The organism is Candidatus Benthicola sp. (assembly GCF_058719085.1).
The window spans coordinates 1-25,365 of sequence record NZ_JBZQEK010000063.1 but is presented as its reverse complement, the minus strand read 5'-3'; the positions used below and the strand labels follow the sequence as shown (position 1 = coordinate 25,365).

General features: G+C 69.2%; 27 protein-coding genes. 15 read left to right on the top strand and 12 right to left on the bottom strand.

The genetic code is table 11. The annotated features are described in order from the left end of the window. Positions 1-65: 65 nt before the first annotated feature. Positions 66-1,766, bottom strand: coding sequence for a mechanosensitive ion channel family protein (locus AC36XV_RS05110; RefSeq protein WP_492202604.1), 1,701 nt, complete (start codon positions 1,764-1,766; stop codon positions 66-68). Between the two features lie 113 nt (positions 1,767-1,879). Then, on the bottom strand, positions 1,880-2,941 hold the full coding sequence (locus tag AC36XV_RS05105) for an ATP-grasp domain-containing protein (RefSeq protein WP_492202603.1): 1,062 nt from the start codon (positions 2,939-2,941) through the stop codon (positions 1,880-1,882). Positions 2,942-3,116: 175 nt separating this feature from the next. Here AC36XV_RS05105 and AC36XV_RS05100 point away from each other — a divergent pair, with 175 nt between their 5' ends. The 3 genes from AC36XV_RS05100 (at position 3,117) to AC36XV_RS05090 (ending at position 6,619) form a co-directional block, all read left to right on the top strand. Then, on the top strand, positions 3,117-3,827 hold the full coding sequence (locus AC36XV_RS05100) for a nucleotidyltransferase family protein (RefSeq protein ID WP_492202602.1): 711 nt from the start codon (positions 3,117-3,119) through the stop codon (positions 3,825-3,827). Positions 3,828-4,221: 394 nt separating this feature from the next. Continuing rightward, positions 4,222-5,742, top strand: coding sequence for an NTP/NDP exchange transporter (locus tag AC36XV_RS05095; protein ID WP_492202601.1), 1,521 nt, complete (start codon positions 4,222-4,224; stop codon positions 5,740-5,742). Between the two features lie 16 nt (positions 5,743-5,758). Next, entirely contained in the window at positions 5,759-6,619 is an 861-nt protein-coding gene (locus AC36XV_RS05090; RefSeq protein WP_492202600.1) for a hypothetical protein, read from the top strand. Here AC36XV_RS05090 and AC36XV_RS05085 read toward each other — a convergent pair. Beyond that, the gene (locus tag AC36XV_RS05085) at positions 6,562-7,437 is read right to left on the bottom strand and encodes a sulfurtransferase (RefSeq protein WP_492202599.1); all 876 of its coding nucleotides are present in this window, start codon (positions 7,435-7,437) and stop codon (positions 6,562-6,564) included. The two genes, AC36XV_RS05090 and AC36XV_RS05085, sit on opposite strands and share 58 nt — an antisense overlap. Before the next feature lie 120 nt (positions 7,438-7,557). Here AC36XV_RS05085 and AC36XV_RS05080 point away from each other — a divergent pair, with 120 nt between their 5' ends. Beyond that, entirely contained in the window at positions 7,558-8,025 is a 468-nt protein-coding gene (locus tag AC36XV_RS05080; protein ID WP_492202598.1) for a SufE family protein, read from the top strand. After that, the gene (locus AC36XV_RS05075) at positions 8,018-8,512 is read left to right on the top strand and encodes a heme-binding domain-containing protein (RefSeq protein ID WP_492202597.1); all 495 of its coding nucleotides are present in this window, start codon (positions 8,018-8,020) and stop codon (positions 8,510-8,512) included. Before AC36XV_RS05080 ends, AC36XV_RS05075 begins: the two co-directional genes overlap by 8 nt. A gap of 44 nt (positions 8,513-8,556) precedes the next feature. Here AC36XV_RS05075 and AC36XV_RS05070 read toward each other — a convergent pair whose 3' ends face one another. Then, a complete protein-coding gene (locus AC36XV_RS05070) occupies positions 8,557-8,970 on the bottom strand; it encodes a DoxX family protein (protein ID WP_492202596.1) in 414 nt (137 codons plus the stop codon). 198 nt (positions 8,971-9,168) lie between these two features. On the opposite strand from AC36XV_RS05070, the gene AC36XV_RS05065 reads away from it, so the two are divergent. Together AC36XV_RS05065 and AC36XV_RS05060 are read left to right on the top strand one after the other, a co-directional pair. Then, positions 9,169-9,861 (top strand): SCO family protein, encoded by a 693-nt coding sequence (locus AC36XV_RS05065; protein WP_492202595.1) that lies wholly within the window; start codon positions 9,169-9,171, stop codon positions 9,859-9,861. Further along, a complete protein-coding gene (locus tag AC36XV_RS05060) occupies positions 9,858-10,691 on the top strand; it encodes a cytochrome c oxidase assembly protein (RefSeq protein WP_492202594.1) in 834 nt (277 codons plus the stop codon). The genes AC36XV_RS05065 and AC36XV_RS05060 overlap by 4 nt, the downstream gene beginning before the upstream one ends. 58 nt (positions 10,692-10,749) lie before the next feature. Here the strand turns inward: AC36XV_RS05060 and AC36XV_RS05055 are convergent, their stop codons facing one another. The 4 genes from AC36XV_RS05055 to AC36XV_RS05040 form a co-directional block, all read right to left on the bottom strand. Further along, positions 10,750-10,956 (bottom strand): heavy-metal-associated domain-containing protein, encoded by a 207-nt coding sequence (locus AC36XV_RS05055; RefSeq protein ID WP_492202593.1) that lies wholly within the window; start codon positions 10,954-10,956, stop codon positions 10,750-10,752. 88 nt (positions 10,957-11,044) lie between these two features. Then, positions 11,045-11,746 carry an arsenate reductase ArsC gene (locus tag AC36XV_RS05050; RefSeq protein ID WP_492202592.1) on the bottom strand — a complete coding sequence of 234 codons (702 nt, stop codon included), beginning with the start codon at positions 11,744-11,746 and terminating at the stop codon, positions 11,045-11,047. Beyond that, positions 11,743-12,897, bottom strand: a complete 1,155-nt coding sequence (gene arsB / locus AC36XV_RS05045; protein WP_492202591.1) for an ACR3 family arsenite efflux transporter — start codon at positions 12,895-12,897, stop codon at positions 11,743-11,745. The genes AC36XV_RS05050 and arsB overlap by 4 nt, the downstream gene beginning before the upstream one ends. Next, positions 12,894-13,289: an ArsR/SmtB family transcription factor gene (locus AC36XV_RS05040; RefSeq protein ID WP_492202590.1), complete on the bottom strand. Its 396-nt coding sequence runs from the start codon at positions 13,287-13,289 to the stop codon at positions 12,894-12,896. Before AC36XV_RS05040 ends, arsB begins: the two co-directional genes overlap by 4 nt. A 159-nt stretch (positions 13,290-13,448) precedes the next feature. Here AC36XV_RS05040 and AC36XV_RS05035 point away from each other — a divergent pair, with 159 nt between their 5' ends. Continuing rightward, entirely contained in the window at positions 13,449-13,658 is a 210-nt protein-coding gene (locus tag AC36XV_RS05035) for a YgaP family membrane protein (protein ID WP_492202589.1), read from the top strand. Positions 13,659-13,697: 39 nt separating this feature from the next. Here the strand turns inward: AC36XV_RS05035 and AC36XV_RS05030 are convergent, their stop codons facing one another. Next, positions 13,698-14,993 (bottom strand): APC family permease, encoded by a 1,296-nt coding sequence (locus AC36XV_RS05030; RefSeq protein ID WP_492202588.1) that lies wholly within the window; start codon positions 14,991-14,993, stop codon positions 13,698-13,700. Beyond that, on the bottom strand, positions 14,990-15,910 hold the full coding sequence (locus tag AC36XV_RS05025; protein WP_492202587.1) for a hypothetical protein: 921 nt from the start codon (positions 15,908-15,910) through the stop codon (positions 14,990-14,992). The genes AC36XV_RS05030 and AC36XV_RS05025 overlap by 4 nt, the downstream gene beginning before the upstream one ends. Positions 15,911-16,118: 208 nt before the next feature. On the opposite strand from AC36XV_RS05025, the gene AC36XV_RS05020 reads away from it, so the two are divergent. The 4 genes from AC36XV_RS05020 (at position 16,119) to AC36XV_RS05005 (ending at position 19,753) form a co-directional block, all read left to right on the top strand. Further along, a complete protein-coding gene (locus AC36XV_RS05020; RefSeq protein WP_492202586.1) occupies positions 16,119-17,585 on the top strand; it encodes a M48 family metalloprotease in 1,467 nt (488 codons plus the stop codon). Positions 17,586-17,747: 162 nt separating this feature from the next. Further along, a complete protein-coding gene (locus AC36XV_RS05015) occupies positions 17,748-18,380 on the top strand; it encodes a hypothetical protein (protein ID WP_492202585.1) in 633 nt (210 codons plus the stop codon). 22 nt (positions 18,381-18,402) lie between these two features. Next, positions 18,403-19,188 carry a PIG-L deacetylase family protein gene (locus AC36XV_RS05010; RefSeq protein ID WP_492202584.1) on the top strand — a complete coding sequence of 262 codons (786 nt, stop codon included), beginning with the start codon at positions 18,403-18,405 and terminating at the stop codon, positions 19,186-19,188. Positions 19,189-19,222: 34 nt separating this feature from the next. Next, complete coding sequence (locus AC36XV_RS05005; protein WP_492202583.1) at positions 19,223-19,753, top strand: hypothetical protein; 531 nt, start codon at positions 19,223-19,225, stop codon at positions 19,751-19,753. 9 nt (positions 19,754-19,762) lie between these two features. Here AC36XV_RS05005 and AC36XV_RS05000 read toward each other — a convergent pair whose 3' ends face one another. Next, positions 19,763-20,905 carry a hypothetical protein gene (locus AC36XV_RS05000; protein WP_492202582.1) on the bottom strand — a complete coding sequence of 381 codons (1,143 nt, stop codon included), beginning with the start codon at positions 20,903-20,905 and terminating at the stop codon, positions 19,763-19,765. 72 nt (positions 20,906-20,977) lie between these two features. Here AC36XV_RS05000 and AC36XV_RS04995 point away from each other — a divergent pair, with 72 nt between their 5' ends. Next, positions 20,978-22,489, top strand: a complete 1,512-nt coding sequence (locus AC36XV_RS04995; RefSeq protein WP_492202581.1) for a M20/M25/M40 family metallo-hydrolase — start codon at positions 20,978-20,980, stop codon at positions 22,487-22,489. 11 nt (positions 22,490-22,500) lie between these two features. Here AC36XV_RS04995 and AC36XV_RS04990 read toward each other — a convergent pair whose 3' ends face one another. Continuing rightward, the gene (locus AC36XV_RS04990) at positions 22,501-23,763 is read right to left on the bottom strand and encodes a hypothetical protein (protein ID WP_492202580.1); all 1,263 of its coding nucleotides are present in this window, start codon (positions 23,761-23,763) and stop codon (positions 22,501-22,503) included. Positions 23,764-23,877: 114 nt separating this feature from the next. On the opposite strand from AC36XV_RS04990, the gene AC36XV_RS04985 reads away from it, so the two are divergent. Together AC36XV_RS04985 and AC36XV_RS04980 are read left to right on the top strand one after the other, a co-directional pair. Then, positions 23,878-24,495, top strand: coding sequence for a DinB family protein (locus AC36XV_RS04985; RefSeq protein ID WP_492202579.1), 618 nt, complete (start codon positions 23,878-23,880; stop codon positions 24,493-24,495). Positions 24,496-24,616: 121 nt separating this feature from the next. Then, the coding region (locus tag AC36XV_RS04980) for a hypothetical protein (RefSeq protein WP_492202578.1) at positions 24,617-25,365 on the top strand (749 nt) is incomplete at its 3' end.

Genomic DNA, 25,365 nt, shown 5'->3' with positions numbered 1-25,365 from the left:
GAGCCAGGACACTGGGTGTGCCCGTCTCGAGAGGGCACGGGCGCGGGGCGGCAAGCGGCTCCGGCTCAGCGGTCGTCCTCCCCGGTGTCCGTACTCTTTGAGTACAGGTGCACGTCCCGCTGCGGGAAGGGAATCGTCACGCCCTCCGCGTCGAACCGCTGCTTGACGGCCTCGGTCACGTCCCAGTAGACGGTCCAGTAGTCCTCGGTCCTGCACCAGGGCCGGCAGATGAAGTTCACGGAAGAATCGCCCAGCTCGAACACCCGGACGACGGGCTCCGGGTCGTCCAGGACCAGCTCGTGATCCGCGAGAACCTCCTCCATGATGCGCTGTGCCCTCGGAATGTCGTCTCCGTACCCGATACCGAACTTCAGGTCGACGCGCCGGGTCCTCTGCGCGGTCACGTTGGTGATCACGTCGCCCCACACCTTGTTGTTGGGCACGATGATCACCTGGTTGTCGAACGTGTTGATCACCGTGGACACGAGGTTCACCGCCTCGACCTTTCCGGTCACGCCACCGGCCGTCACCACGTCGCCCACGTCGAACGGGTGGTAGAACATGATCATCATCCCGGCCGCGAAGTTCGACAGGGTGTCCTGCAGCGCGAAGCCGAGCACGAAGCCGGCGATGCCCAGCCCGGCGAGCATCGGTCCCACGTCGACGCCGATCATCGAGAGGGCGATCAGGAATCCGATCAACCACACCAGCTTCGAGGCCGTACCGGTGAAGAGACGGCGCAGGAGCTCGGTGGTGGTCAGCTTCGATGCGCCGAGGATCCTCCCCACCAGCCGTCGGCTCAGCCGGGCAAGGAGGCCGAAGAGCGCGAGGACGAACACGACGCCGACCGTCTTCACCAGAAGGCGACCCGCGTTGGTGTCCACCCAGTCCCGGATTGCCATCCATCGTTCCTCGAGCAGCCCGCTCACCACCTCCGGGTTCAGCGCCTCCGTGCCGAGGCCGCCGGTGGACTCGAGCAGGACCCTCTTGTAGCGGGCGGTCTCCGCTCCGCGCCGATCCAGTTCCCTGACCATCGCCTGAAGAGTTGCCGTCGTTCCTCGCAGCTTCTCGTCGAGAGCGTTCAGCTCCGCGCGAATCTGAATCGTGTCAGCCCCCGCCACCTTCGCCAGGTCTCGCAGACGCGATCGCTGGTCCATGGCCAGCTGGATCCTCGCGGACGTGGTGGCGGCCCGTTCCGCGATCATCGTGTCAAAGGTCTCCAGGTCCGGACCCAGGTCGAGGCCCACGACGTCCGCCCATTCGACGTCGTCATTGGCCATCGCGAGAAGCTCGTCCAGCTTCCCGTTCAGGTCGCTGAGCTGCACCTCGAGACCGAACAGCTCGGAGGGGGGTGCGGCCGGCCGCTCGATCCGGAGCGCGCGAATTCGCTGATCCAGGCGCCGGCCGTAGTCGCGCATGAACTCGACTTCCCGAGCCAGGGCCTCACGGATCACGCCGGTCGCCTCGGGACTCTCCGAGCCCGCCTCCCGGGCTCGGATCGTCGCCTCGACCGCCCGTGCCAGGAGGCCGTGATGCTCCTTCCAGCGGCGGCGGATCTGGTCCTCGAAGAGCTCGCGGTCTTCGCCTTCCGCCACTTCGAGCTGATCTCGAAGGAAGCTGATTCGCGCCTCGACTTCGACGATCTCCTCCACCAGACCCGCGATCGTGTCGGCGGGCGTCGCAGAGCTGTCCTGGGCCGCGAGGGGAGCGGCCACCATCATGCAAAGCAGCGCGGCGCTCGCGACGTTGAAAAGAGCACTCCGCATGCGTGTCATCGCGACTTCTCCTGAAAGCATCGTCCTCGGGTCCGGTGGTGTCGACGGCGTGGATTCTGGTCTACGGAGTGATCGCGCACAACCGAGCGGGTGGCGAGGAGGGGCTACGGCCTATCCGGGGTCTGGATCCTCAGGAGGGACTCCATGCACGCGGCGAAGGCCGCATGGATCCGTTCCGCTTGATCCGACGAGTGCCGGAGCCGGCTCAGGGCATGCTGGTTCGCCCGACGGATGAACGGGTACGGGTTGGCCTCCCAGATCATCAGCTCTCCGCCCGGCACGTGCGCGCAGTCGAAGCCGACGAATCCCAGGCCGAGCGCGTCGGCGGCTTTCCGATAGACGTCCGCCCGCTCGACGGGATTCCGGCGGAATTCCTGCTCCGCCTGCAGAGCGGACTGCAGCGTTCGGTCCTTCCTGAGCCACCGGGCTGCCCGTCGGCCGGGTCTTCCCAGCGATCGGAGCCGGGTCCATCGCTTCCGGAACCGTTCGTATACGGACGTGTTCTCGGCGACGATCCATTCACGGGAAAAGTAGAGACTTTCGGGTACGCACTCGTCTCCGATCACCAGCACTCGCTTCTTGTGATACAACCGGGACCAGATGTCCCTCCGGTCCTCGCCGGCCCGGGTGTCGGTGAGCGGCGTCACGACGGCCCCGCCGGGGAAACCGTCGATTCGTGTGGCGGACAGCTCGCGACGGCTTCGCACGATCTGGAGGCTTCTCTGAGAGAAGCTGAAGTTCGCCCGGATCAGGACGGGCAGGCCCAGTCGGGCGACGCAGCGCTCGAGGTCGCCCTCCTCACGGATGATGCAGGCGGGCGGTGACGGGATGCCGACGTTCGAGAAGCGCTCGGCCTGGTAGACCTTTCCGTAGCTCTCCAGCCGTGATGGCGGGTTCAGCAGCCGGATTCCGCGCTTCGCGGCCTCCTCTTCGAGTCGCTTCGCTTCGGCCAGGCACTCCGGATAAAGCTGAAGGGGATCGGCGAGCCAGAACATCACGGCGGCGATGCCTTCGAGCGAAGCCTCGCCGTTTCCGGTCTCGTGCAGGCGGATTCGATCGTGGAGATCGGGCCGCTCGACATTCAGCCATTCGAGGAAATGGTCGCCGTAGTCGACCATCCGTCCTCTTCCGGGTCCGTGCCGGACGATGAGCACCTGGTTGGACAAAGGAGCTCCTTTGCGGCAACCTCGAGGTGGACTCTGGCAAAACCAGGTTACGTGAACCAGAACGGAGAGTGCACCATGTCCGCCGCCCGCACAACCGATCGACGGTGGCCGATCGCAGCCCGCGCGGCCGGGGAACCGCCGTCAGCCGCCTGGAGCCCCCGATGAAGGACGCCCCATGTGGTGCGTGATTCCGGTCGCCGGCCGGGCGACGCGACTCGCCGCCCTCACCGGAGGTCAGCCGAAGGCCCTGCTGCCGCTCGGCGGCCGTTCGCTCATCGAGCACCTGCTGGACCGGCTCGGTCCCCGGGTGACCGACGCCTGCCTGGTCTGCTCTCCCGGCAATCGCATCACGCTCGAGACCCATCTCGGCGGATCCTGCGGTCCCATCCGTCTTCACTACGAGGTACAGCCACGACCCCTCGGGGTCGCCGACGCGGTCGGTCACGCCATGCTCCGCGTCGATGGAGCGTTTCTGGTGGTGATGGGGGACTGCTACTTCGACTCGAGCCTCGCCGAACTTCCTGAACGGTGGTCGGAGGCGGGAACGGAAGGGGCGGTGTTGACCGAGCTTGCGGACGAGGCAGGGGGACAGCCGATGGGGCTCGTCGAAGCGCCCGCTGGGCGGGTGCGCAAGATCTACAAGGCGCCCTGGGCCGGCCAGACGGAGTGGCGGGTGTCCGGGGCCTTCCTGTTTCCCGAGTCGTTTCCCGAGGCGCTGACCGGGGTCTCCGCGACCGGGTCCGGTGAGCTCGAGCTCGAGGACGTGGTGACCCGTCTCATGGAAGGTGGAGCGACGTTCGCCGCCATTCCGTACGGCGGGTGGCGCAGGAACATCAACACTCCGGAGGACCTCGCGGCGGTGCGTGCCCGACTCGCCGGCGACTGAGCCGGCTCCTCCGGGTGTCAGCTACCTTCACGCCTCCGTATCCGCTTCTTCAACTCTTCGAGCGACGGACCGGTGGCGCAACCCGGAGGATCGGGTCGCACCGGCTCCGGCGGGGACGGCCTGCCCGGGGTGCACGGCGGCTTCGGGAACCGATACGGCCTCCGGCGGTCCCTCGGCGCGCGTGCCCGATTGCTCTTCGCCATGGTCTCTTGCCTCCGGCTCCAGAAACTTGCTGCCGATCGACATTCACCCCCGGAATATACACGCCGATCCGGAGTCCGGTTCGCGGCGAGCCCGCTCGGGATTAGATTCAGCATGTCTGCCGGCCCCCCGGCCCTGAACCTTGAGTCCGTATGGGATCGATCGCCTCTCCAGCGGAGCGCAGCGGAATCTCTTGAACGCGCGATACAGGCCGAGCGCACTCGACCGGATCCTCCGGCTGTTCGCCGACGTGCGGACCGGCGAGGGGGCGAGCGTCGTCCTCCTGGCCGTGAACGTGTTCGTCCTCCTCACCGCGTACTCGATGATGAAGCCGCTACGCTCCAGCTTCGCCCTCACCGATATCGGACCCGAGTTCACGACCTATCTGTCGGCGGGGATGGCCTTCGTGCTGATACCGGTGATTGCGGGATACGGCAAGCTGGCCGACCGCTTTCCGCGCCGGAAGCTGATCAACGTCGTCACCCTGATCTTTGCCGCGTGCTGCGTGGCGTTCTTCCTCGCCGGATCGACCGGGCTCAAGATCGGGGTCGCCTTCTTCATCTGGATCGGGATCTTCAGCGTGATGATCATCGCCCAGTTCTGGGGGTTCGCGAACGACCTGTATACGAACGATGAAGGGGAGCGGCTGTTTCCGATCGTCGCGGTCGGCGCCGCGGCGGGCGCCGCTGCCGGGTCGGCCATCGCCGGAGCGACGATCGAGCCCTTCGGCCTGTACGTCCCGATCCTGTTCGCGGGAGGGCTGCTGGTGCTCAGCCTTCTGCTGACGAACTGGGTCGACCGTCGGGAGCGGATGCGCACGGAGTCGACCGTGGACCCGAGCCGCAGCACCGCCATGGCGCCTGCGGCGACCGGCGAATTCCGGATGGACACGGGGGAGTTCAAGAACCTGAGGGAGGCGCTGAAGGAGGCCCTCGAGCGGGAAGCCCGGGGCGAAAGCCCATACGGGGAATACGCGGACGCGGGTGGCTCGGACACGGGCGAGGGGCCGGACCGTGAAGCGCCGGGAGCCGACGCTGCCGCGGTTCCGGCGCGCGGCGCCTTCAGGCTGGTGTTCCAGACCCGGTATCTGCTCTACGTCGCCGTCCTCATTCTGCTCCTGAACTGGGTCAACACCAACGGTCAGAACCTCCTGTACTTCCTGATCTCCGACACGGCAGGGCAAGCCGTGCAGTCGGGAGCCGCGGGAGGCCTCAGCGTCGGGGAGTACATCGGCACCTTCTACGCGAACTTCGAGAAGTGGGTCAACATCCTGGTGCTCGTGATCCAGCTCTTCCTCGTGTCGCGGGTCATCAAGTATCTCGGTGTGCACGTGGGGCTCATGGTGCTGCCCGTGATCGCGCTTGGATCGTACGCCCTGATCGCTCTGTACCCCGTCCTGTCCTACGTGCGGTGGGCGAAGACGGCGGAGAACGCCACCGACTACTCGTTGCAGAACACGGTGCAGAACGCCCTCTTCCTGCCGACGACGCGGGAGCAGAAGTACAAGGCCAAGCAGGTCACGGACGCGTTCTCGAAACGGGCCGGAGACACGCTCGCGGCGCTCACGGTCTTCGTGGTGGTCAACTTCGCGGGGACGAACATCCGGGCCTTCGCTCTCCTCAACATCGGGCTGGTGCTCGTATGGCTGGCCGTGGCCTGGCGGATCGGACGCGAGTACCGGGAGCTGGTGCGCTCCGGACGGCCGCCGTCGTGACCGGAATCGAGGCAGAATGATGGATGTGCACCGTTTCACCTCGATCGGCCGTCCGATCGATCGGGCCTACGCCACCAACCGGGCGATCGCGGGCCTGACGCTCCTGGTGGCGATCGCGGGATTCGCGGTCCGTCGGTGGATGGGAAGCGCCCCGCTGACCGCGTTCGGGTGGAGCCTGCTCGCCGCGGCCGGCTTCTTCCTGGCGTGGGCCGTCGCGCGGGAGCTGGACCCCGATCACGATCTGTCGGCGTTCGCCGCGGCGGTCCTGAGCCTCCCGGCGGCGGCGCTGCTCGGAACGGCGGACGTGGCGGGGGTGGTGCTGGTGCTGCTCCTGCTTCGGGTGGTGAACCGGACGGTCGGGCCCGCGGCGCGTCCGCTCGATACGCTGGGGATCCTGGCCTTCGTGGCGATCGCTGCCTGGAGAGGACACCAGGCGCTCGCCGCCATCTCGGTCGCCGCCCTGGTCCTGGACTCGGTGCTCCGGCCGCCGCACCGCCTCCACCTCGCCGCCGCCGGCGCCTCGCTCGGGCTCCTGGCCGTCGGCCTGGACCGGGTCGCGGCGGACCCGGTTTCCCTGACGTCGATTCCGCTTGGCGTCTGGCTGGCGCTGGCGGCCGTCCTTCCGTTCCTGGCCGTCATCCGGGGGTCGGGGCGTCCCCGGAGCCTGCCGGACACCGGGGGAGAGCCGCTGTCGGGGAGGCGGGTGCGGGCGGCGCAGTGGATCGGACTCGCCTGCCTCGTGGCCACGGTCCTGATGGAGGGACGGACCGGGCTGGCCGCCCTGTCCCCGGTATGGGCCGCCCTCGCGGGCACCGGGCTCTACTTTTCGATCGGCGCCCCCACCAGGTTGCCCCACTCGGTCCAGGACCCGTCGTAGTTGCGGACGCGGTCGAAGCCCAGAAGGTGGGTGAGCACGAACCAGGTGTGGCTCGAACGCTCGCCGATGCGGCAGTACGCGATCACCTCTTCCGAGGGATCCAGTCCGATCTCTTCGACGTACAGGGCGCGAAGCTCATCGGCTGACCGGAAGGTGCCGTCCTCGTTCGCCGCCCGCTTCCAGGGCACGCTCGCCGCCCCGGGAATGTGACCGCCGCGGAGGGCTCCTTCCTGCGGATAGTCGGCCATGTGCAGCAGCTCACCCGTATACTCCTGCGGTGAACGGACATCCACCAGCCTTCCACCGCGATCGTAGTGCCGGAACACCTGATCCCGGAAGGCGCGAACGGGCGCGTCCTCGCGATCGACGACCGGGTAGTTCGTCCGCTCCCGCTCGGGCACATCGGTCGTCATCCGGCGCCCCTCCGCCATCCACTTCGCCCGTCCGCCGTCCATCAGGCGCGTGTCCGGGTGACCGAACAGGGTGAATACCCATAGGGCGTAAGCGGCCCACCAGTTGAAGTTGTCGCCGTAGAAGACGACGGTGTGGTCACGCGAGATCCCCTTCGCGGACATGAGCTCTGCGAAACGCCCTGGAGAGAGATAGTCCCGGATCAGCGGATCGTTGAGGTCCGCGTGCCAGTCGACCTTCACGGCGCCGGGGATGTGGCCGGTCTCGTACAGGAGAACGTCCTCGTCGGATTCGACGACGACCACGTTCGGATCGTCCAGGTGCCGCTCGACCCAGTCCGTGGACACGAGCTTCTCGGGATGGGCGAACTCCTGGAACCGGGGGGACGGATCCTGGGCGACCGGCATGGCGTACTCCTTGTTCCTGAACGGGTGATCGTGTACTTGACTTCGTGGCCTTCAGGCCACCGTCTACACCGCTCCCAGGATAACGATTCCTTCGAACGGAAGGTGCCGGGCACGATGCCGATGCCGGACAGGCTGCAGTCGATCGTCGACCAGTTCGCCGCCGCTCCCCGCGAGCTGCGCGTGCAGGCGCTGCTGGAGTATTCTCGCAAGGTTCCGCCGCTTCCCGACCGCCTGACGGACGACCGCGCCCGGATGGAGCAGGTGCACGAGTGCCAGACGCCGTTCTTCCTCGCGACCGAGGTGGACGAAGAGGGAACGGTCCACCTCTTCTTCGACTGCCCGCCCGAGGCCCCGACGGTCCGCGGATTCGCCGGCATCCTGCGCGAGGGCCTGGAGGGGGAGCCGTGGGAGAACGTCGTGAACGTGCCGCCTGCCTTCTATTCCGGCATGGGGCTGCAGGAGGTGGTTTCGGCACTCCGCCTGCGCGGAATGGGCGCCATCCTGGCCCGGCTGAAGCGACAGGTCCTCGAGCAGACCGCGGAACAGACGAACGAACGGACAGACAAGGAGAACGCTTCGCATGCGTAGAAGGACAAAGGTTCTGCTGGCGCTCGCGGTGCTGATCATCGGGATCCAGTTCGTACCGGTGCAGCGGGACAATCCGCCGGTGACCGCCGCCCTCACGCCCCCGGCGGAGGTGCAGGAGATCCTCGAGACGTCCTGCTACGACTGCCACTCGAACCTCACCCGGTGGCCGTGGTACAGCCGCGTCGCTCCCGTGTCCTGGCTGATCCGGGACGACGTCTCGGAGGGAAGGGACGAGCTCAACTTCTCCGAATGGGGCGAGTACACGGCCCGGCGTCAGAATCACAAGCTGGAGGAGGTCGAGGAGCTCGTCACGGAGAAGAAGATGCCGCTGAAGATCTACCTGCCGCTGCACCCCGAAGCCCGGCTCACGGAGTCGGAGGCGGAGACGCTGATCAAGTGGTCCCGGGCCAAGCGGGCGATCCTCGAGGTGGGAGCGGGTCCGCCCGATGGGGAATCCCGGAGTGACGAGGCGGAGCCGGAGGAGTAAGCCTCCGGCCCCGCAGACCGCGCCGGGCGTTCACGTCGTGAGCGTCAGGGCCCTTCCGACCGGGCCCGTTTCGCGTCGAGGCTGAAGGGTCCCGCTCCCCAGGCGGCGAAGAACAGGAAGACGAACGAGAACAGCATGGCCAGTTCGCCCCCGTTCTCCCACCACCAGGGTCCTCCCCCGGCGACGTGCATCCAGAAGTAGGCCACCGCCATCTGGCCGGAGAGGACGAAGGCGACGGGCCGGGTGAACAGGCCGATCACGATCAGCAGGCCGCCGAACGTCTCCAGGACGCCGGCGACGCCGAACCTCGACATCAGCTCCGCGGCCTGTCCTTCGCCGCCGAAGCCGCCCAGCCAGCCGAACAGCTTCGGAAGGCCGTGCGTCATGAAGGCGAGGCCCACCACGATTCGCAGCACTCCCCACGTCAGATCCCGGTACCGGCTTCGCACTTCGTCCATCGAATCTCCTCTCGTTCGTGTGTTCGTTCCGCTTCGTCCGTGTCCGCGCCACGGGCCTGTTTCGGCAGCCGCGCCGTCACGCCTCCGTTTCACCCGTCATGTAACGCCGGGAGGGATCGCCGGTTCCCGAAGGTCGACGTCCCGCAGCCCCGGAGCGCGCTCGTCCGGCCGCGCCCGCGGCTGTAGGTTCACGGCGCCATGAAGCCGCTTCACCGCCTGTCCATACCCGGGGCTCGCCCACCGCGAGCCGTGTCTCGAGCCGCCTCCGCCGGGCGGGTGGCCGGGCTCATCACCCTGGTCGCCGTGGCCGTGGCCGGCTGCCGCGTGGAGGCGCCGGAGCGCGCCGAGGCCGAGGCGCGGGCCCGGGACACGGGCTACCGCGGCATCCTGATGACCGAAGCGGGTCCACGTCCCGACTTCGTGCTCACGGACATGTACGGAGAGCCCTTCGACTTTCGCGCGGAGACGGAGGGGAAGCTCGCCCTGCTGTTCTTCGGGTACACCTACTGCCCGGACATCTGCCCCGTGCACATGGCGAGCCTCGCGGCGGTGAAGAAGGACCTCCCGGTCGGCGACCAGAGGCGCATGCAGGTCATCTTCGTGACGGCGGATCCGCGGCGGGACACCCCGGAGCGGCTGCGCGAGTGGCTGTCCAACTTCGACCCTGACTTCGTCGGGCTGCGCGGCTCGGAAGCGCAGGTGGACAGCCTCATGGTGAGCCTGATGCTGCCGGCGGCGATCCGCGACACCGCATCGGGCCCCGACTACGTCGTCGGACACGCCTCGCAAGTGATCGCCTTCCCGCCGGGGCAGGATTTCCGCGTGATCTACCCGTTCGGGACCCGGCAGGCGGACTGGCAGCACGACCTGCAGATGTTGCTGAATCCATGACCGGTCTGCAGTGGTGGTGCTCCGCCCAGACGGCCGCGTGGACCTGGACGCCGAGGCCGTTCCCGGGCGTGTGGATCCTGGTCGCCCTTCTGGTGGCGCTCTACCTCGGGATGCGTCGGGCTTCCGCCGGGGCGGAGGCTCCGGCGGACGGCCCGGAGCGGAGGCGCGGCGTGTACTGGGCCCTCGGGACGCTGGTCCTGTGGGCGGCGCTCGACTGGCCGATCGGCGGCCTGGCGGGCTACCTGGCCTCGGCCCACATGCTCCAGTACCTGTTCGTGGGCCTCCTCGCTCCGCCGCTCCTTCTTCTCGGGGTTCCGGCCGGCGCCTGGCGGCGTCTCGAGAGCCGGCGGGGAGCGACTCGCGTTCTCCGGGTGCTCACCCACCCGCTGATCGCCCTCGCCCTTTTCCAGGCCGTCATCTACTACACCCACCTGCCGTCGGTCGTCGACGGCCTGATGCCGACCCCGGCCGGCTCGTTCGTGATCGACCTCCTGTGGCTGGCCGGGGGACTGGTGTTCTGGTGGCCCGTCGTGGCCCCGGTGCCGGACCGGACGCGGTTCACCTATCCGCTGAAGATGGGCTACCTGTTCGTGAACACGGTGCTCAACACCATGCCGTACGCGTTCCTCACCTTCGGGGAGCTGCCGTTCTACGGAGTGTACGAGCTGGCCCCGCCGGTGGGGCTCCTCGGGCCCCGTGAGGATCAGCAGGTGGCAGGGCTTCTGATGAAGGTCGGCGGGGGCATCATCCTGTGGACCGCGGTCACGATCCAGTTCTTCGTCTGGTGGGGCCGGGAGGGAGAGCTCGAGGGACCGGCGCCCTCCCACTGAGGGGGCGCCGACGGTCGTTCGGCCCGCGGCGCCGTCCCGGCACGGGGGACGTGAGTCGTCAGTTCGCTTTCGCCGTGTAGCCCACCCGATCCACCGCTTCCACCAGGTCGTCCAGCCGGTAGTCCTCGCCCCGCACGGTCGCCCGCCCCGGATCGAGATTCACTTCCGCTTCCGCCACTCCGTCCACGCCCTCGAGCGCCTTCTTGACTCGCCCCACGCAGTGCTCGCAGCTCATGCCCTCGATGGTGAGCTCAACCGTTCCCATATCCGCTCCCGTTCAGGTCGTGAATCGCCTCGGAAGGCTCATAGTAGTGGAATCCACCGGAGGCGTGAACCCGCAGCCGGGTCTCGGCTCAGCCGGCGAACACGGATTCGAGCCTGCGCTGCAGCTCGTCCCGGACGCTCCGGAACGCCTCCAGCACTTCGGTCCCGGATCCGGAGGCGGCCGCCGGATCGGGCAGCGCCCAGTGGACCCGCAGCGCGTCGCCCAGCCACACGGGGCAGTTCTCCTCCGCGCAGAGGGTGATCACGCAGTCGACGCCCGCCTCGTCGAACGCGTCGAAGCCCTTCGACCGTTGACCGGACGCGTCGATCCCCATCTCGTCGAGGACCTGAACCGCCTGCGGACGCACGCGGGTCGGCTCCGAGCCGGCGGAGGAAACGCGGACCCCGGCCGGCGCGAGCGCCCGCCCGATTCCCTCGGCCATCTGGCTGCGCGCGCTGTTCGCCACGCACAGGAAGAGGAGGTGACGGGGAGCGAGAGCCCGAAGGAGCGCCGCCTCGACGAGCCACCGGGGCGGAATCCCGGAGTCATCATACATGCGGCAGGCCCAAGACGGGGAGACCGCGGCATCGCCCTCGATGTCCTTCCCCTCCACCCGGACGGTCGGAGAGCCGGGGAAGAGCAGCTCCGCGGCTTCGCCGGCGTCTCGGACGGTCGTCACCTTCACCTCGGAGGACGGGCTGAGGCGCGAGGTCACGTCCCGGACGAGCGCGACCGTCGGCTCCGCGTGGGGGCACGCCGGCGTCACGAATACCTCGATCCGGGGGCTCACGGCGATTCTCCGCCGGGACGGACTCCCGCCGGGGCGGCGCAGCTGCTCACCGAGGCCATCCCGGCCTCGGCTTCGGGGAAGTACTTCCGCCGCCAGGCCAGGGCCACGTTCACCAGCGCGATCAACACCGGGACCTCGACCAGCGGGCCGATCACGGCGGCGAAGGCGGCGCCGTGCGCGATCCCGAAGGTGGCGACCGCCACCGCGATCGCCAGCTCGAAGTTGTTGGACGCGGCGGTGAACGAGAGCGTGGCGGTCTGCGGATAATCGGCCCCGACCCGCCGGCTCATGAAGAAGGTGATGGTGAACATGGCGACGAAGTAGATCAGAAGCGGAAGGGCGACCCGCAGAACGCCCATCGGCTGGCCGACGATCGCACGCCCCTGGATGGAGAACATCACCACGATCGTGAACAGCAGGGCCACCAGGGTGATGGGGCTGATCTTCGGGACGAAGCGCTCGTGGTACCAGGTCCTGTCCCGTAGGCGCACGAGGATGAACCGGGTCAGGAAGCCGGCGATGAAGGGGATCCCGAGATAGATGAACACGCTCTCCGCGATCTCCCGCATGGTGATGTCCACCGCGGCTCCCTCGAGGCCGAGCCAGGCGGGAAGCACCGTGATGAACACGTACGCGTAGACGCTGAAGAACAGGACCTGGAAGATCGAGTTGAAGGCCACCAGGCCGGCCGCGTACTCGGGGTCGCCTTCCGCCAGGTCGTTCCACACGATCACCATGGCGATGCAGCGCGCCAGCCCGATCAGGATCACCCCGACCATCAGCTCCGGATAGCCGCGCAGGAACAGGACGGCGAGCCCGAACATGAGGACCGGGCCGATGATCCAGTTCTGAACCAGCGACAGGCCGAGCACCTTTCCGTTGCGGAACACGTCGCCGAGCTCCTCGTACCGGACCTTGGCGAGCGGCGGGTACATCATGAGGATCAGGCCGACCGCGATCGGCAGGGAGGTCGTGCCGACCTGCGTGGCCTCGTTCAGGGCGTGGATGGGCTCCGGCCACAGGTAGCCGATCAGGACCCCGACGCCCATGGCGGCGAAGATCCACACCGTCAGGTATCGATCGAGGAACGACAGCCGGTGGCTGACGCTCTCGCCCGCCTGACCGGGCGTCCCCGGATTTCGGGTGGTCATGGCGCTCTCCCTTCGGCGCGCTGCGCCGCTCCGACCTCTTCCGCTCCGCACCCGGCGGGCTCGCCGCACCGCTCCTCGCGCATGGCGGCCAGCTCGGGGCCGACCGCCGGCACCTCGATGGTGGGCAGGAGCTTCTCGAGGGCCGACAGCAGCGCCGCGTGGGCCGGGTCCGACGGCTCCGCCAGCCGGTAATAGACCCACTGTCCCTCGCGGCGGCTCTGCACCAGTCCGGCATGGGCCAGATAGCGAAGATGGCGGGACGCCGCCGACTGGGAGACCTCCAGGAAACGCTCGACCTCGCAGACGCACAGGTCGCCGTGCTGCATCAGCAGGGCCACGATCTGGAGTCGGAGCTCTTCGGACAGGGCCTTGAAGCGACGTGCCGTATCCACCCTGCGCTGACCGTTCGAAGTTCATGCGTACCCGCTTACCCGGGTATGCTCGTCGCGCTATCGTACGCGCCCGGTCCCGAAAGGGCAACACCGCGGGCGGGAGCCTTGCCGGGGCCGGTCCGCGAGCTATTCTGGAGCAACCCTCGGCAAGGAGGTCACATGGCGTCGAAGTTGTTTCCCCGCAACGAAGGCACGGTCGATCGCGCGCTTCGCGTGATCGTGGGGCTCGTGCTGATCAGCCTCGTGTTCATCGGTCCGAAGACCCCGTGGGGCTGGCTCGGCCTCGTGCCCCTGGTCACGGGGCTGGCGGGCACCTGCCCGGCGTACACGATCTTCGGGATGCGGACCTGCGCTCCGAAGGAAGGCTGACCGGCCGAAGCGAACGGAGGGGCCCGGGGACCCGCGGGCTCAGGAGCGGGGCGTCGCGACCCGCCGCACGGCGGCGCGCCAGACGAATCCGGCGGCGATCAGGCCGACCCCGACGACCCAGATGCCCGTCTCGACCGTGAACGCGAGTCCGAGGCAGCCGATCAGTCCGGCCATGGACACCCAGCGCGGATACCGGCGGGATTCGGGCGGGAGCCTGAGGGCGGCGAGGTTGGTGAGCGCGTAGTAGACGAGGACGGTGAACGCGCTGAACGACCAGGTCGTTTTCACGTCCCCGATCATCACGAGCCCGGCGACCAGCAGGCCGGTGGCCACCACGGCCGCGGTCGGCGATCCTCGCTCCGGATCGACGCGAGCGAGTCCCCCGGGCACGTCACCGCGGCGCGCCATCGCGAGCAGCACCCTCGACAGCCCGAGCACCAGGTTCAGCAGCACCCCGAGCATCGCCGTGATCGCCCCGGCGGCGAGCACCTTCGCCAGCACCGGTCCCCCGAACGACCGGGCCGCGCCTTCGAGCGGGGCGGCCGTGGCGGCGGTGATCTCCGCGAGGCGGGCCGGACCGACCGAGCCCAGGGCCACGAAGCCGACGCTCACGTACAGCGCCGCCGATACGAGGAGCGTCACGATCACCGCCCGCGGTATCGTGCGCGCCGGCTCCCGGACCTCCTCCCCGAGGGTGGCGATGCGGCCGTACCCCGTGTACGCCACGAACATCAGGGCCGTTGCCTCGAGCAGCGGCGGCACGCCGCCGTTCGCGATCCCCGCCCACACTCCGCCCAGGTTCGTGCCCGCCCCCTCGACCGCGGCCCCGAGCCCGACGCCCACGAACAGAACGAGGGTGAGGAGGGTGGCGCTCACGATCCAGGCGTTGGCGCGGTTCGAGCGGGACATGCCGCCCGCCACCAGCGTCGTGATGAGCAGTACGGCGGCGACGCCGAGGGCGATGCGCGCAGCGGGACCGGTAAAGCCGGCCGCATCGAGCAGGTATCCGGACAGTCCGAGCGCCGCCGTGGCCGCCGACGCCGACTTGGCGCTCATGAAGGTCCAGCCGGCGGTGAAGCCGAGCGCCGGGCTCAGATATCGATGCCCGTACTCGTAGGTTCCGCCGCTGACCGGATGCGCGGCGGCCAGCTGGGCGCTGGAGAGTCCGTTGCAGGTGGCCAGCAGCCCGGCGAGGACGATGGCCGGCAGCACCGATGGGCCTGCCACGCCCCCGGCGATCCCGATGGCGACGAAGGCTCCCGTCCCGACGATCGAGCCCAGTCCGAGGAGCACCGCCCCCGGCAGCCCGACCACGCGGACGAGGCGTACGGTCATCGGCCCGGGCGACGGAGCAGGGCCCGGCAGCCGGCGATCGCGCCCCCGGCGAAGCTGGCGGCCCGGTTGGCCTGGGCCGCGCCGTCGCCCGCCCCGACGAGGTCCGGACCGGTCAGCACGGCCCCGGTCCAGTCTCCGGTGTGCCAGGCGGCGGGGGGCTGCAGGTCGGGAAGGGAAGCCAGCTCCGGGTGGGGCCACGGGGAGACGTACAGGTACGGCTCCCCGAATTCGGCGTCACCGGGTGTCATCCCCACTCCGATCGACCGGTCGTCCGCGGGGTCCCCCGGGCGCGTCGACGCCTCATCCGCGGCCGTGTCGATGAGCACCGCGATGTCGAAGTGGTGCGGCCAGCATCGAACCGCCGAGGCGCCCTCCTCCGCCGCCGCGACCTCCTCGAGCAGCAGGTATCCGTCGTGGAACCAACGCTCGAGCTCCGCCAGCTCCGGAGGACTCGGGTCGAACGTCGCGCCGCGGCCGACCCGGTGACCGGGGATGTCGGGGGCCGAAAGCCGAAACGTCCCGGCGTCGTCGTCGATCCGCTTCTCGAGCTCCGCCACCAGCCACCGTGCGGCCTGGTCCAGCGTACGGCCCTGCAGCTCGAAGGGATCGGACGTGGTGGGTCCGGGCCCGAAGAGCCGGTACGAAAGCGGGCTCGGCTCGAGTCCGAGGCGGAGGCCCGACCCGTCCGCGGCGGGCTCCGACAGGAAGGCGCGTCTCTCCGGGCTCCAGGTCAGGGCGGAGTGGCTGTCGTCCGGCCGCTTCGCCACGAAGGCATCGCCGAACGCCGCCAGGAGCTGCACGGCCCAGTGCAGCTGGAGGCGCGCGTCGACCAGCGCCTCCGGCGGCGGATCGCCGAGGCGGATCCACCGACTCGCGAACCGGCTTCGGCTGTCCTCGTCCATGGTGAGCGGGCTCATGGCGGTCACCTCCCGTGCAGCGTCTCCCGGTCCCTGCCCGGAACCACTTCCCAGTATTCAACGGGCGGCCCGGGTCGCGCCATATGTGAAACGCGGGCGCCGGAATTCCGCCTCCTGTGGTGCGGACGCCACAATCGCATATTTTGGAGCGGAGGTCCCGGCCGAATGCGCCGCGGGACCGTACCTGGAACCCAGCGAACGGCAGACCATGCTCCTGCACGATCTCCGGACCGTACGACGCGCGGTGACGCGCGCCGGCGCCGCGTGCCTCCTCGCGCTCGTGGGCGCCTGTGCGGTGAACCCCGCCACCGGGGGACGCATGTTTTCCCTCGTCAGCGAGGAGCAGGAGATCCAGATGGGCCAGGAGGCCGCGGCCCAGGTCAACGCGGTCATGGGTCTCTATCCGGACAGCTCGCTGCAGGCCTACGTCGATTCCGTAGGCCAGGTGCTCGCCGCCGTGTCGGAGCGGCCCGACCTCCCGTGGTCGTTCGCCATCGTGGACGACCCGGTCATCAACGCCTTCGCGCTCCCCGGCGGCCCCGTCTACCTGGCGCGCGGGATCATGACCTACTTCAACAGCGAGACCGAGATGGCCTCGGTACTCGGCCACGAGATCGGCCACATCACCGCCCGTCACAGCGTCGAGCAGATCAGTCGCGCGCAGCTGATGCAGATCGGGCTGGTCGCTTCCGTGGTGCTGGTCCCGGAGCTGCGCCCGTTCGGAGACGTGCTGGGCGGCGGGCTCGGCATCCTGTTCCTCAAGTTCGGGCGGGACGACGAGAGCCAGTCCGACGAGCTGGGCTTCCGGTACATGACCCGCGTCGGCTACGATCCCGAGGGTGCCGTGGACATGTTCGAGATTCTCGAGCGCCAGCGGGACGCCACCGGCGGCGCCGTGCCCGAGTGGCAGTCCACCCACCCCGATCCCGGCAACCGGGTGATCGCGGCCGAGCAGAGGATCTCCACCTCGGGCATCGAGGGGGGTATCGTGCGCCGCGAAGCATATCTGCGGCATATCGATGGCATGATGTACGGCAAGGACCCGGCCCAGGGCTTCTTCGTGGACGGTCGATTCGTGCACCCGACCCTCCGTCTGCAGTTCCGGTTCCCGGAGGGTTGGAACACACAGAACGCCCCCACCTCCGTGCTCGCCCAGTCGCCCGAGCGCGATGCCGTCATGCAGGTCACCTTCGCCGAGCAGGACTCGCCCGAGGAGGCCGCCGAGGCGTTCTTCGACCAGCAGGGCGTGGAGCGGCGCGGGTCCCGGAGCCGGACGGTGAACGGCCTGCCGGCGGTGCAGGCCACGTTCCGGGTGGCCACGGAGCAGCAGACACTCGAGGGCCTGGTCCTGTTCGTCGAGCACCGCGGCCAGGTGTTCCGCTTCATGGGGTTCACCACCCCTTCGCGCATGGGCACCTACGCCGTGACCTTCGAGCAGGCGCTGGAAACGTTCGCGCCGATGGACGAGCCGCGGTGGATCGAGCTCGAGCCCAAGCGCATCGAGATCGTCCGCCTGCCGGAGGCGATGACCGGCGAGACCTTCTTCCAGCGCTATCCGTCGACCGTCGCCCTCGAGACGATGCTCAACCTGAACGGTTGGGAGACGGAGCGGGTGGTCCCGGCGGGCACCCTCGTCAAGCGGGTGGTGGGAGAGGGCGTTCCGGGCGATGAATGAGCGACGGACGGAGTGGGTCCGCGTCTGGCAAGGATCCTGCACGTGAACGGGTGGTTCTGTTTCGATTCTGATCACGCCGGAAACGGCGGAAAACCGCGCCCTTGCGGCGCGCGTCGTGGTCCGGACGGCGGCCGTTCCAGCCCGCCACAGAAGGAGGAAACGTTGCATAAAGCCACGAAATACGGTGCGCTTCTCGCAGTCCTCGCCCTGTTCGCCCTCCCCGAGCCGGGGACGGCGCAGCCCGCGACCGGCAAGGTCTCGGTGGATCTGCGGGGCGGCGTGGCCATCCCCGCCGGCAACATGAACAACATCTCGGACATCGGGGGGCTCGCGGGCGCCAGCGCCATGTGGAACTTCCACCCGAACTGGGCGATCCGGGCGGACTTCGACTACATCAAGCTGGACGAGGACTACGACGGCTTCGGCAACCTGATCGCGCCGCCCATGGACCTGATGTTCTTCGGCGGCAGCTTCGAGGTGAACTTCAACGGGCCGAAGTACCAGACCATGCCCCTCACCTTCATGCTCAACCTGGGCGCCGGCGCCATGAAGATGAAGGTGGACGACACCTTCGACGCCAGTCACCCGGCGAACGGGTTCGACAACACGTACCTGACCTTCCAGGGCGGGGCCAAGATCGGATACCAGGTCGCGCCGTGGATCAACATCTTCGTGAACGGCACCGCCTACTTCATGCTGATCGACTCGGCGGACACGGGCGTGTTCGGGTACAACTTCGACAACGGCTGGGTGATCCCGATCACCGCAGGCGTGCGGCTTACCTTCCTCCGTTGAGTCGTCGTCCGGCCCGGTCGGCGTGAGCGGATCGAAACAGACCGACCCGGGGGAGAAGCCGGCCCGGCAGACGCTCCTCGTGGCCCTCGCTCACCCGGATGACGAGGTGGGGATGGTCGCGGCCATGCGCGCCCAGGTCGAGCGTGGCGACCGGGTGTTCCTCCTGTGGCTCACCCGGGGCGAGATGACCGAGGCGCTGGGGCCGATTCCCACCGAGGAGATCATCCGGCGCCGGACCGAGCACGGCCGCATCGCGGGCGAGATCCTCGGCGTCGAGACCCGGTTCCTGAACTTCCCCGACACCGCGGTGGAGGCCACGCCCGAGGCGGCGGCCCGCGTGGCGCGGGTGATCGCGGAGGTGAAACCGGACGCGGTACTCACCTGGGGACACGCCTGGCGACGCGGTCTCCGCCATCCCGACCACCAGGCCACCGGGAAGATCGTACGGGACGCGATCACGCTGGCGCGGATCAAGCGCGTGGTCGATCCGCTTCCGCCGCACCGGAAGCCGGCTCCCGTGTTCACCTACCGCGGACGCCACTCGCAGCTTCCCGCCGTGGCGATCGACGCCTCGCCCTACCGGGACAAGATCCGGGAGCTCGCTCTCCATTACCAGAAGGAGCTCGAGTTTCCCGATCCCGACTGGCTCGAGGGACGGCTGCGGGCGATCGGCCGTCACTGGAACCTCGACCTCGCGGAGGAATACGACGCGTGGGAAACGGAGGGCGGGGTCGTCACCTCACTGTTGCCGGTCGAGACGAACGGTCCGCCCGACCACCCGGAGCGCACTCGACCCGAGACGCTCTGATCCGAGGCTGTCCACAGTTCAGGAGAGAGAAGAAATGAAGACACGCCGCTCGACGGCGCTGGCCGCGCTGCTCATGACGCTCGTTCTCGCCACTCCGCTCGCCGCCCAGGAGGCGGACGCTGCGAAGGAGGGCGAAGCCCCGGCCGCCGGCATGGGAATGGACCACGACATGATGTCCGAGGGGAGCTGTTCGTGCCCGTGCATGGACCAGGCGTCGATGCACCAGGGGATGATGAAGTCCGACTCCGACGGGACGCAGGACGGGCAGGGCATGAAGGAGATGCACGCCGGGATGGACTCGGCCAGCCACGCCGCGATGATGCAGAAGCATCAGCAGATGATGGAGAAGCATCAAGAGATGATGGAGAGCTGCAACTGCCAGATGGGTGAGAAGGGCCAGAACATGCAGGCCGGCATGCAGGGCATGAAGTGCTCGATGCACGGCGAGCACGGCGACGGTGACATGGGCGGCATGAAGATGCAGGGCGAAGGGATGCAGCACCATCACGGGATGGAATCGGACGACGACGCGAGCGCCGACGGAGACGACTCCGACGGGAGCTGATTCCCGACTTCAGGCGACGGAACGAGCCGGAGCGGCGGTCCCGGAAGGACGGGGCTCCCGCTCCGGCTCCGCATCGTGCTCCAGGCGCCGCACGACCGAGCGGGCATCCAGCCGCTCGAGGTCGAAGGCGAGGCCGCCCTCGGCCCCGCTCTCCAGCCAGCCGGTGACGATCAGGCTCGGGGTGAGCTCGGACGGCCGGAAGACGGCCTCCGCCTGCAGCTCCTTCGCGCGCACCGCGTACACGGCGTCCTCCACCCCTTTCCGCCACCCGGGCGCACCCCATGGCACCCGCCTTCGGTCCAGCACCCGGCCGCGCGCCACCGGCACCAGCACGCGCTCCCTTTCGTCCGGACCGGGCAGCACGATGAGCCACGACCGGTCCACCCACGGTCGCTCGAGCACCCAGCGGTAGCTGTCCAGCTCGTCGAGCCAGCCGAGGCGGCGTTGCCAGGACACGGCCTCGTCCTCCGCTCCCTCGGCGGCGGCCGCGTCGCGCCGGCGGACGAACCGGTCGTGCACGACCCGCAGGTAGTCCGGCTCCTCGAGCAGCCGGACGGCCTCGCGCACCTGTGAACGGTAGAGGTCCAGCCCCACCAGCCCGACGCACGGCGCCGTGCACTGGTCGATCCCGTGCTGCAGACAGGGAGAGGCCGACGGATCGGGGCGGAGAGCGCCGGCGCAGCTCCTCAGGCGGAGGATCTTCTCGAGGAGCACCACCACCTCGGCCGGCTGTCGCTTCCCCCGGTACGGGCCGAAGTGCCGGGCCCGGGGGCGCCGAGGGCGGCTGATGACCCGGAGCCGCGGGAAGGGCGTCCCCCAGTCCACCTCGATGTACCAGCCCTTGGAGCGGTTCTTGAGCGCCTTGTTGAAGGCCGGTCGGTGCTTCGCGATCCGGTCCGCCTCTTCGAGCTTGGCCTCCAGGTCCGTACCGGTCGGGTGCAGGCTCACGCTGCGGGCCAGCCGCACCATGAGCGCCATGCGCTCATCCTTCGGGCCGCCGCCGTAGAAGTACCCCCGCACGCGCCGCTTCAGGTTGACGCTCTTGCCGACGTAGATCGGGGTGCCGAGCGCATCCTCGAACTGGTAGACGCCGGGAGCCGCCGGCAGGTCGCGGGGTATCCAGGCGGGCACGGGGCTGTCGCGACGGCCCATGCGTGGCGAAACTCCTGCTCGAACCAGGAAACGGAGAACGATTCGGTGTTTGTTCGGCTCAAGGATGATGCGATGGGAAGGGTGAGGCAAGCTCTGGCGGTACTGGTCGTACTGACGCTCGCGGCCGCCTGCGCCTCGGCGCCGCCCGAGGGGTCGGAGGTCCCGGTGCTGAGCGAGGTCGGGACGGAGTCCACGCCGGTCGAGCTGCAGGCGGCGGTCGCCGCACCGGTTTCCCCGGTCCGAAAGGAGGCTCCGTCCTCCGCCAGACCCGAACGCACGGCCGCGACGCCCGCGGCCGCCGCGCTCCCGGCCGGACAGGCATCCGCCACGGCCGGCCTCACACCCGCCGAGCGCCGGATCGCCGAGGCCGTCGACGCACGGTCGGGGGAAGCGATCGAGTTTCTCGAGGAGATCGTCAACCTCAACAGCGGCACCATGAACCCGGAAGGCGTCCGGGCGGTGGGCCGGATCTTCGAGGAGGAGCTCGCCGCCCTCGGGTTCGAGACGTGGTGGGTCGACATGCCGCCGGAGATGGGCCGGGCCGGACACCTGTTCGCGGAGATCGACGGCGGCTTCGGCAAGCGGGTGCTCCTGATCGGCCACCTCGACACCGTGTACGAGATCGACAGCCCCTTCCAGGCGTACGAGCCGCTGGAGGGGGGCGAGGCGAGCGGTCCGGGCGTCGCCGACATGAAGGGCGGCGACGTGGTGATCCTGTACGCTCTCCGGGCGCTGAAGGACGCGGGGGCGCTCGACAGCGCCCGGATCATCGTGGCGCTGATGGGCGATGAGGAATCCACCGGCGATCCGCTGGAGACGGCCCGCGCCGACCTGTACGAGGCGGCCGGCCGGAGCGACGCGGCGCTCGGGTTCGAGGGCGGGGTCGGGGGATTCAACTCGGCCACCGTGGCGCGCCGGGGCTTCACCGGCTGGACCCTCGACATCTCGGCGAAGCGCGGGCACTCCTCGGTGATCTTCAGCGACAAGTACGGCTCGGGGGCCATCTTCGAGGCGGCCCGCATCCTGGACCGATTCTACGAGGACCTGCGCGGGGAAGAGAACCTGACGTTCGGAGCCGGACTGATCCTCGGCGGTACGACCGTCGCGTACGACGAGGAGAACGATCGCGGCGAGGCGTTCGGAAAGACCAACGTGATCCCGCAGACGGTCCGGGTGGCGGGCGACCTGCGGGCCCTGACGCTCGAGCAGCGCGAGAGCGCGAAGGAGCGCATGCGGGCGATCGTGAGCGAGAGCCTGCCCGGGGCCTCCGCCGAGATCCGGTTCCGCGACTCCTATCCGCCGATGGCCCCGACGGAGGGCAACTACGCACTCCTCGACATGCTCGACCGGGTGAGCCGGGACCTGGGCCTCGGGCCGATCGAGCCGGTGGACCCGGGCCGGCGCGGGGCCGCGGACATCTCGTTCGCCGCCCAGGAGACCGACGCCCTCGGAGGCCTGGGAGTGGTCGGATCGGGGGCCCACACGCCGGCCGAGACGGTGGACCTCGGGTCCATCGAGGTGATGACGAAGAGGGCGGCCCTGCTCGTCCACCGGCTGTCGCAGGAGCCGCCCCCGGGGCGGTAGTCCGCCGTCGGTCAGCCTTCGTCGCCGCCCGCGCCCTCGTCGATCCGGTACACCACGACCTGTTGCACGTCCAGGTCGTCGGTCGTGAGGCGGGCGGCGAGGTCGGGCCCGTAGAACAGCGCCGGGAAGAACCCGGGATCGCGGATCTCGCCGAGCAGCTGCCCCTCCCGGTCGTAGACGTCGATCCGGCCCGTCTCGCCGGGCGTTTCCGTCGACACCCCCACCCATAGCCGGTCCTGCGCGTCGATCCCGAGACCGGTGATCCACGGGATCACCTCGGCGAAGGTCATGGCGTCGAGCTGCTTCTCCAGCATCTCCTCGGCGCCCGGGAAGTCGGACTCGGTGGACTGCTCCCGCGCGCGCTCCTTCGCCCGTTCCTGCTCTTCCGGGGTGGTGGGCCGGGGCGCCGGCTCGCGCCGGATTCGAAGCCGTTCCTGGCCTGACGGGCTGACGATGCGGATGTCGTAGTCCGCGTCGTCCACCACGGCGAAGTCCCCGTCCGAGAACCGGTCCCAGATGAAGTTCGGCGCGAAGGTCTGCTGCACGAGCATCACCATCACGTTTCCGGCGTTCTCGATTTCGACCCGGTCGAACCGCGGGGCCGGCGCCTCCCACACGGTGTCGGTGACCGTGCCGTCACGCTCGAGGAGCACCAAGGGCCGTGGCGGCCACTCCTCGTCGCCCGGGCGGAAGCTGAACATGGCCAGCACGCCGTAGCCGCCCGCCGGCGAGGGAGCGACCCGCCCGCCCATCCGGGAGGTGCCCCCGGGAGGGAAGGGGATTCCAGCCGGCTCCGCCTCCGGGTCGGAAGGAAGCAGGGTGATGCGCTGGTTTCCACCGTCCACCACCCACAACGTGTCCGCCGCGCCGAGTCCGAGCCCGATCGGCATCTGCAGCTCTCCGGGGCCCTCGCCCTCGCGGCCCCACGAGCCGATGAAGGTGCCGCTGGCGTCGTAGCCGAGCACCCGGTTTCCCATGTGGTCGATCAGAAAGAGATCGCCGCTCGCGTTGCCCGCCAGGTCCGCATTTCCGACCCGGTCGAACTGGTACTCTTCCCCCTGGGCCTCGAAGCCGCCGATCACCGCGACCGTGTCGAGATTCCACGCCAGCGCCGGGGCCCCTCGCTCCGGGTACGTGAGACGGGGCACGCCGTCCGCCGTGTCGGCCGTGGCCTCGAGCAGCGTCCCGGTGCCGGCGGATTCGGAGCAGGCACCGCTCCCCAGTGCCATGCCAAGGAGGACGGGCAGTGCGAGAGGTCGGATATGCGGAGTCATGAAGTCACCTTTCGTCGTGATGCCTCGAGCCAGGTTCGAGCTTGGCCCGGCTCTCCGGGGGCGTATATTGGGCGCGAGATCGATCGCGGCGCTACCGCAGATGGGATACGCGAGATGACCAAGGGGTTGCCCGGGGAACCCGGTTCCACCGCTTCGACGGCCGAGCAGCCGCTCATTCCCGAGCTCGAGGAGTACCGGGCCGGCTTCCGCTGGGCCCGCTCCGAGATCCGCAGCCTGACCGGATCGATCGACGAGGATGCCTACAACGCGCGCCCCTCCGAGAAGTCGTGGTCGGCCGCGGAATGCGTGGAGCACCTGTCGGCGACCGGGCGGGAGCTCCTGCCCGCCCTGAGCGAGGGCATTCACCGGGCCCGCGAGAAGGGGTGGCTGGCCCACGGCCCGTTCGAGTATGGGTGGTTCGAGAGGTGGTTCGCGCGCCAGTCCGGCGCGGAGGAGCTGCCACCCCGGCGGCGCTTCAAGGCCCCGAAGCTGTACGCCCCGGAGCACCGCCGGTACGACATGGACGAGGCGATCGAGGCGTTTCTCTCGGTGCAGGACCGGTACATCGAGGTCGTGCAGCTGGCCTCGGGCGTGGACCTCGCCCGGATCAAGGTCGGCTCCCCCGCCATGCGCCTGCTGCGACTCAGCCTCGGCATGTGGCTGAATTCCATGGTCGGGCACCAGAGGCGCCACCTGTGGCAGGCGCGGGAGGCGATTCGGAAGGCGGGCTGAGCCCGGGGGCCCTCCCGCCACATCCTCACCCCCCCGTTTGCCGCCCCCCCGAGGTCCTCCGTATCATGGGGCGCGGCGGACCTCCGAGGCTGCCCGTTCCACACCATTCACAGGAGAGCTGATGGGGTTCGAGCACGAGTCGTCCTCGACCGGTACGTCCATGCGGTGGGCATGGGTCGTGTTCGGGGTGGTCTTCGGGGCCGTGGTGATCGTCGCCTTCCTCAATATGGTGGACCGCTACCTGGACCGTCCCGCTGTGGACGTGCTGGTCGGGTCGCTGACCGTGATCCTCGTCGGGATCTTCGTCGGAGCCGCGTCCCGGGGAGAGGCGCTGCGCGAGGCTGCGGTGGCGGGGCTGATGCTGGCGGTTCTCACCCTCGCGCTGATCGCGTTCCAGATGCGGGTTCCGGTCCCGAACCTGATGTGGGTCACCGGACCGTTCGGGGCGCTCCTGCTGGCGCTGCTGGGCGGGTACGTGGGGGAGATGCTCCAGGGCACGCTGGAGGAGGCACACGTCGATCGTCCGATCGACTGGCCGTGGGTGTTCGTGAGCGTGGTGGTCGGGTTCACCCTCAGCACCTACGCGCTGTTTCTCCTTCACGCGCTCCTGCCCGCCTCCCCGGCGCAGGACGTGATGGTCCTGACCGGCGCGTTTCTCGTCACCGGGGTCCTGGTGGGGTTCTACTCTCCGGGGAAGACGATGGTGGAACCGGGCATCGCGGCAGCCGGCCTCATCCTGGCCCACGTCGCCTTCCTCACGGTCTTCGTCGAGACGCCGCCGCCGATCGGGTGGCTGGCGCTCGCGTTCGCGGTCGGCACGGGACTGGCGCTGGCCGGCGGCTGGCTGGGGGAGGCGCTGCAGGCACGGGT

What these genes read in the sequence shown, in the direction of transcription:
- AC36XV_RS05090 (WP_492202600.1), top strand. Translation starts at nt 5,759, where the DNA reads ATGATGGATGTGCACCGTTTCACCTCGATCGGCCGTCCGATCGATCGG.
- AC36XV_RS05065 (WP_492202595.1), top strand. Translation starts at nt 9,169, where the DNA reads ATGAAGCCGCTTCACCGCCTGTCCATACCCGGGGCTCGCCCACCGCGA.
- AC36XV_RS05070 (WP_492202596.1), bottom strand. Translation starts at nt 8,970, where the DNA reads ATGGACGAAGTGCGAAGCCGGTACCGGGATCTGACGTGGGGAGTGCTG.
- AC36XV_RS05100 (WP_492202602.1), top strand. Translation starts at nt 3,117, where the DNA reads ATGTGGTGCGTGATTCCGGTCGCCGGCCGGGCGACGCGACTCGCCGCC.
- AC36XV_RS05110 (WP_492202604.1), bottom strand. Translation starts at nt 1,766, where the DNA reads ATGCGGAGTGCTCTTTTCAACGTCGCGAGCGCCGCGCTGCTTTGCATG.
- AC36XV_RS05085 (WP_492202599.1), bottom strand. Translation starts at nt 7,437, where the DNA reads ATGCCGGTCGCCCAGGATCCGTCCCCCCGGTTCCAGGAGTTCGCCCAT.
- AC36XV_RS04985 (WP_492202579.1), top strand. Translation starts at nt 23,878, where the DNA reads ATGACCAAGGGGTTGCCCGGGGAACCCGGTTCCACCGCTTCGACGGCC.
- AC36XV_RS05075 (WP_492202597.1), top strand. Translation starts at nt 8,018, where the DNA reads ATGCGTAGAAGGACAAAGGTTCTGCTGGCGCTCGCGGTGCTGATCATC.
- arsB (WP_492202591.1), bottom strand. Translation starts at nt 12,897, where the DNA reads ATGACCACCCGAAATCCGGGGACGCCCGGTCAGGCGGGCGAGAGCGTC.
- AC36XV_RS05000 (WP_492202582.1), bottom strand. Translation starts at nt 20,905, where the DNA reads ATGGGCCGTCGCGACAGCCCCGTGCCCGCCTGGATACCCCGCGACCTG.
- AC36XV_RS05020 (WP_492202586.1), top strand. Translation starts at nt 16,119, where the DNA reads ATGCTCCTGCACGATCTCCGGACCGTACGACGCGCGGTGACGCGCGCC.
- AC36XV_RS05055 (WP_492202593.1), bottom strand. Translation starts at nt 10,956, where the DNA reads ATGGGAACGGTTGAGCTCACCATCGAGGGCATGAGCTGCGAGCACTGC.
- AC36XV_RS05025 (WP_492202587.1), bottom strand. Translation starts at nt 15,910, where the DNA reads ATGAGCCCGCTCACCATGGACGAGGACAGCCGAAGCCGGTTCGCGAGT.
- AC36XV_RS04995 (WP_492202581.1), top strand. Translation starts at nt 20,978, where the DNA reads ATGGGAAGGGTGAGGCAAGCTCTGGCGGTACTGGTCGTACTGACGCTC.
- AC36XV_RS05060 (WP_492202594.1), top strand. Translation starts at nt 9,858, where the DNA reads ATGACCGGTCTGCAGTGGTGGTGCTCCGCCCAGACGGCCGCGTGGACC.
- AC36XV_RS05030 (WP_492202588.1), bottom strand. Translation starts at nt 14,993, where the DNA reads ATGACCGTACGCCTCGTCCGCGTGGTCGGGCTGCCGGGGGCGGTGCTC.
- AC36XV_RS04990 (WP_492202580.1), bottom strand. Translation starts at nt 23,763, where the DNA reads ATGACTCCGCATATCCGACCTCTCGCACTGCCCGTCCTCCTTGGCATG.
- AC36XV_RS05035 (WP_492202589.1), top strand. Translation starts at nt 13,449, where the DNA reads ATGGCGTCGAAGTTGTTTCCCCGCAACGAAGGCACGGTCGATCGCGCG.
- AC36XV_RS05080 (WP_492202598.1), top strand. Translation starts at nt 7,558, where the DNA reads ATGCCGGACAGGCTGCAGTCGATCGTCGACCAGTTCGCCGCCGCTCCC.
- AC36XV_RS05005 (WP_492202583.1), top strand. Translation starts at nt 19,223, where the DNA reads ATGAAGACACGCCGCTCGACGGCGCTGGCCGCGCTGCTCATGACGCTC.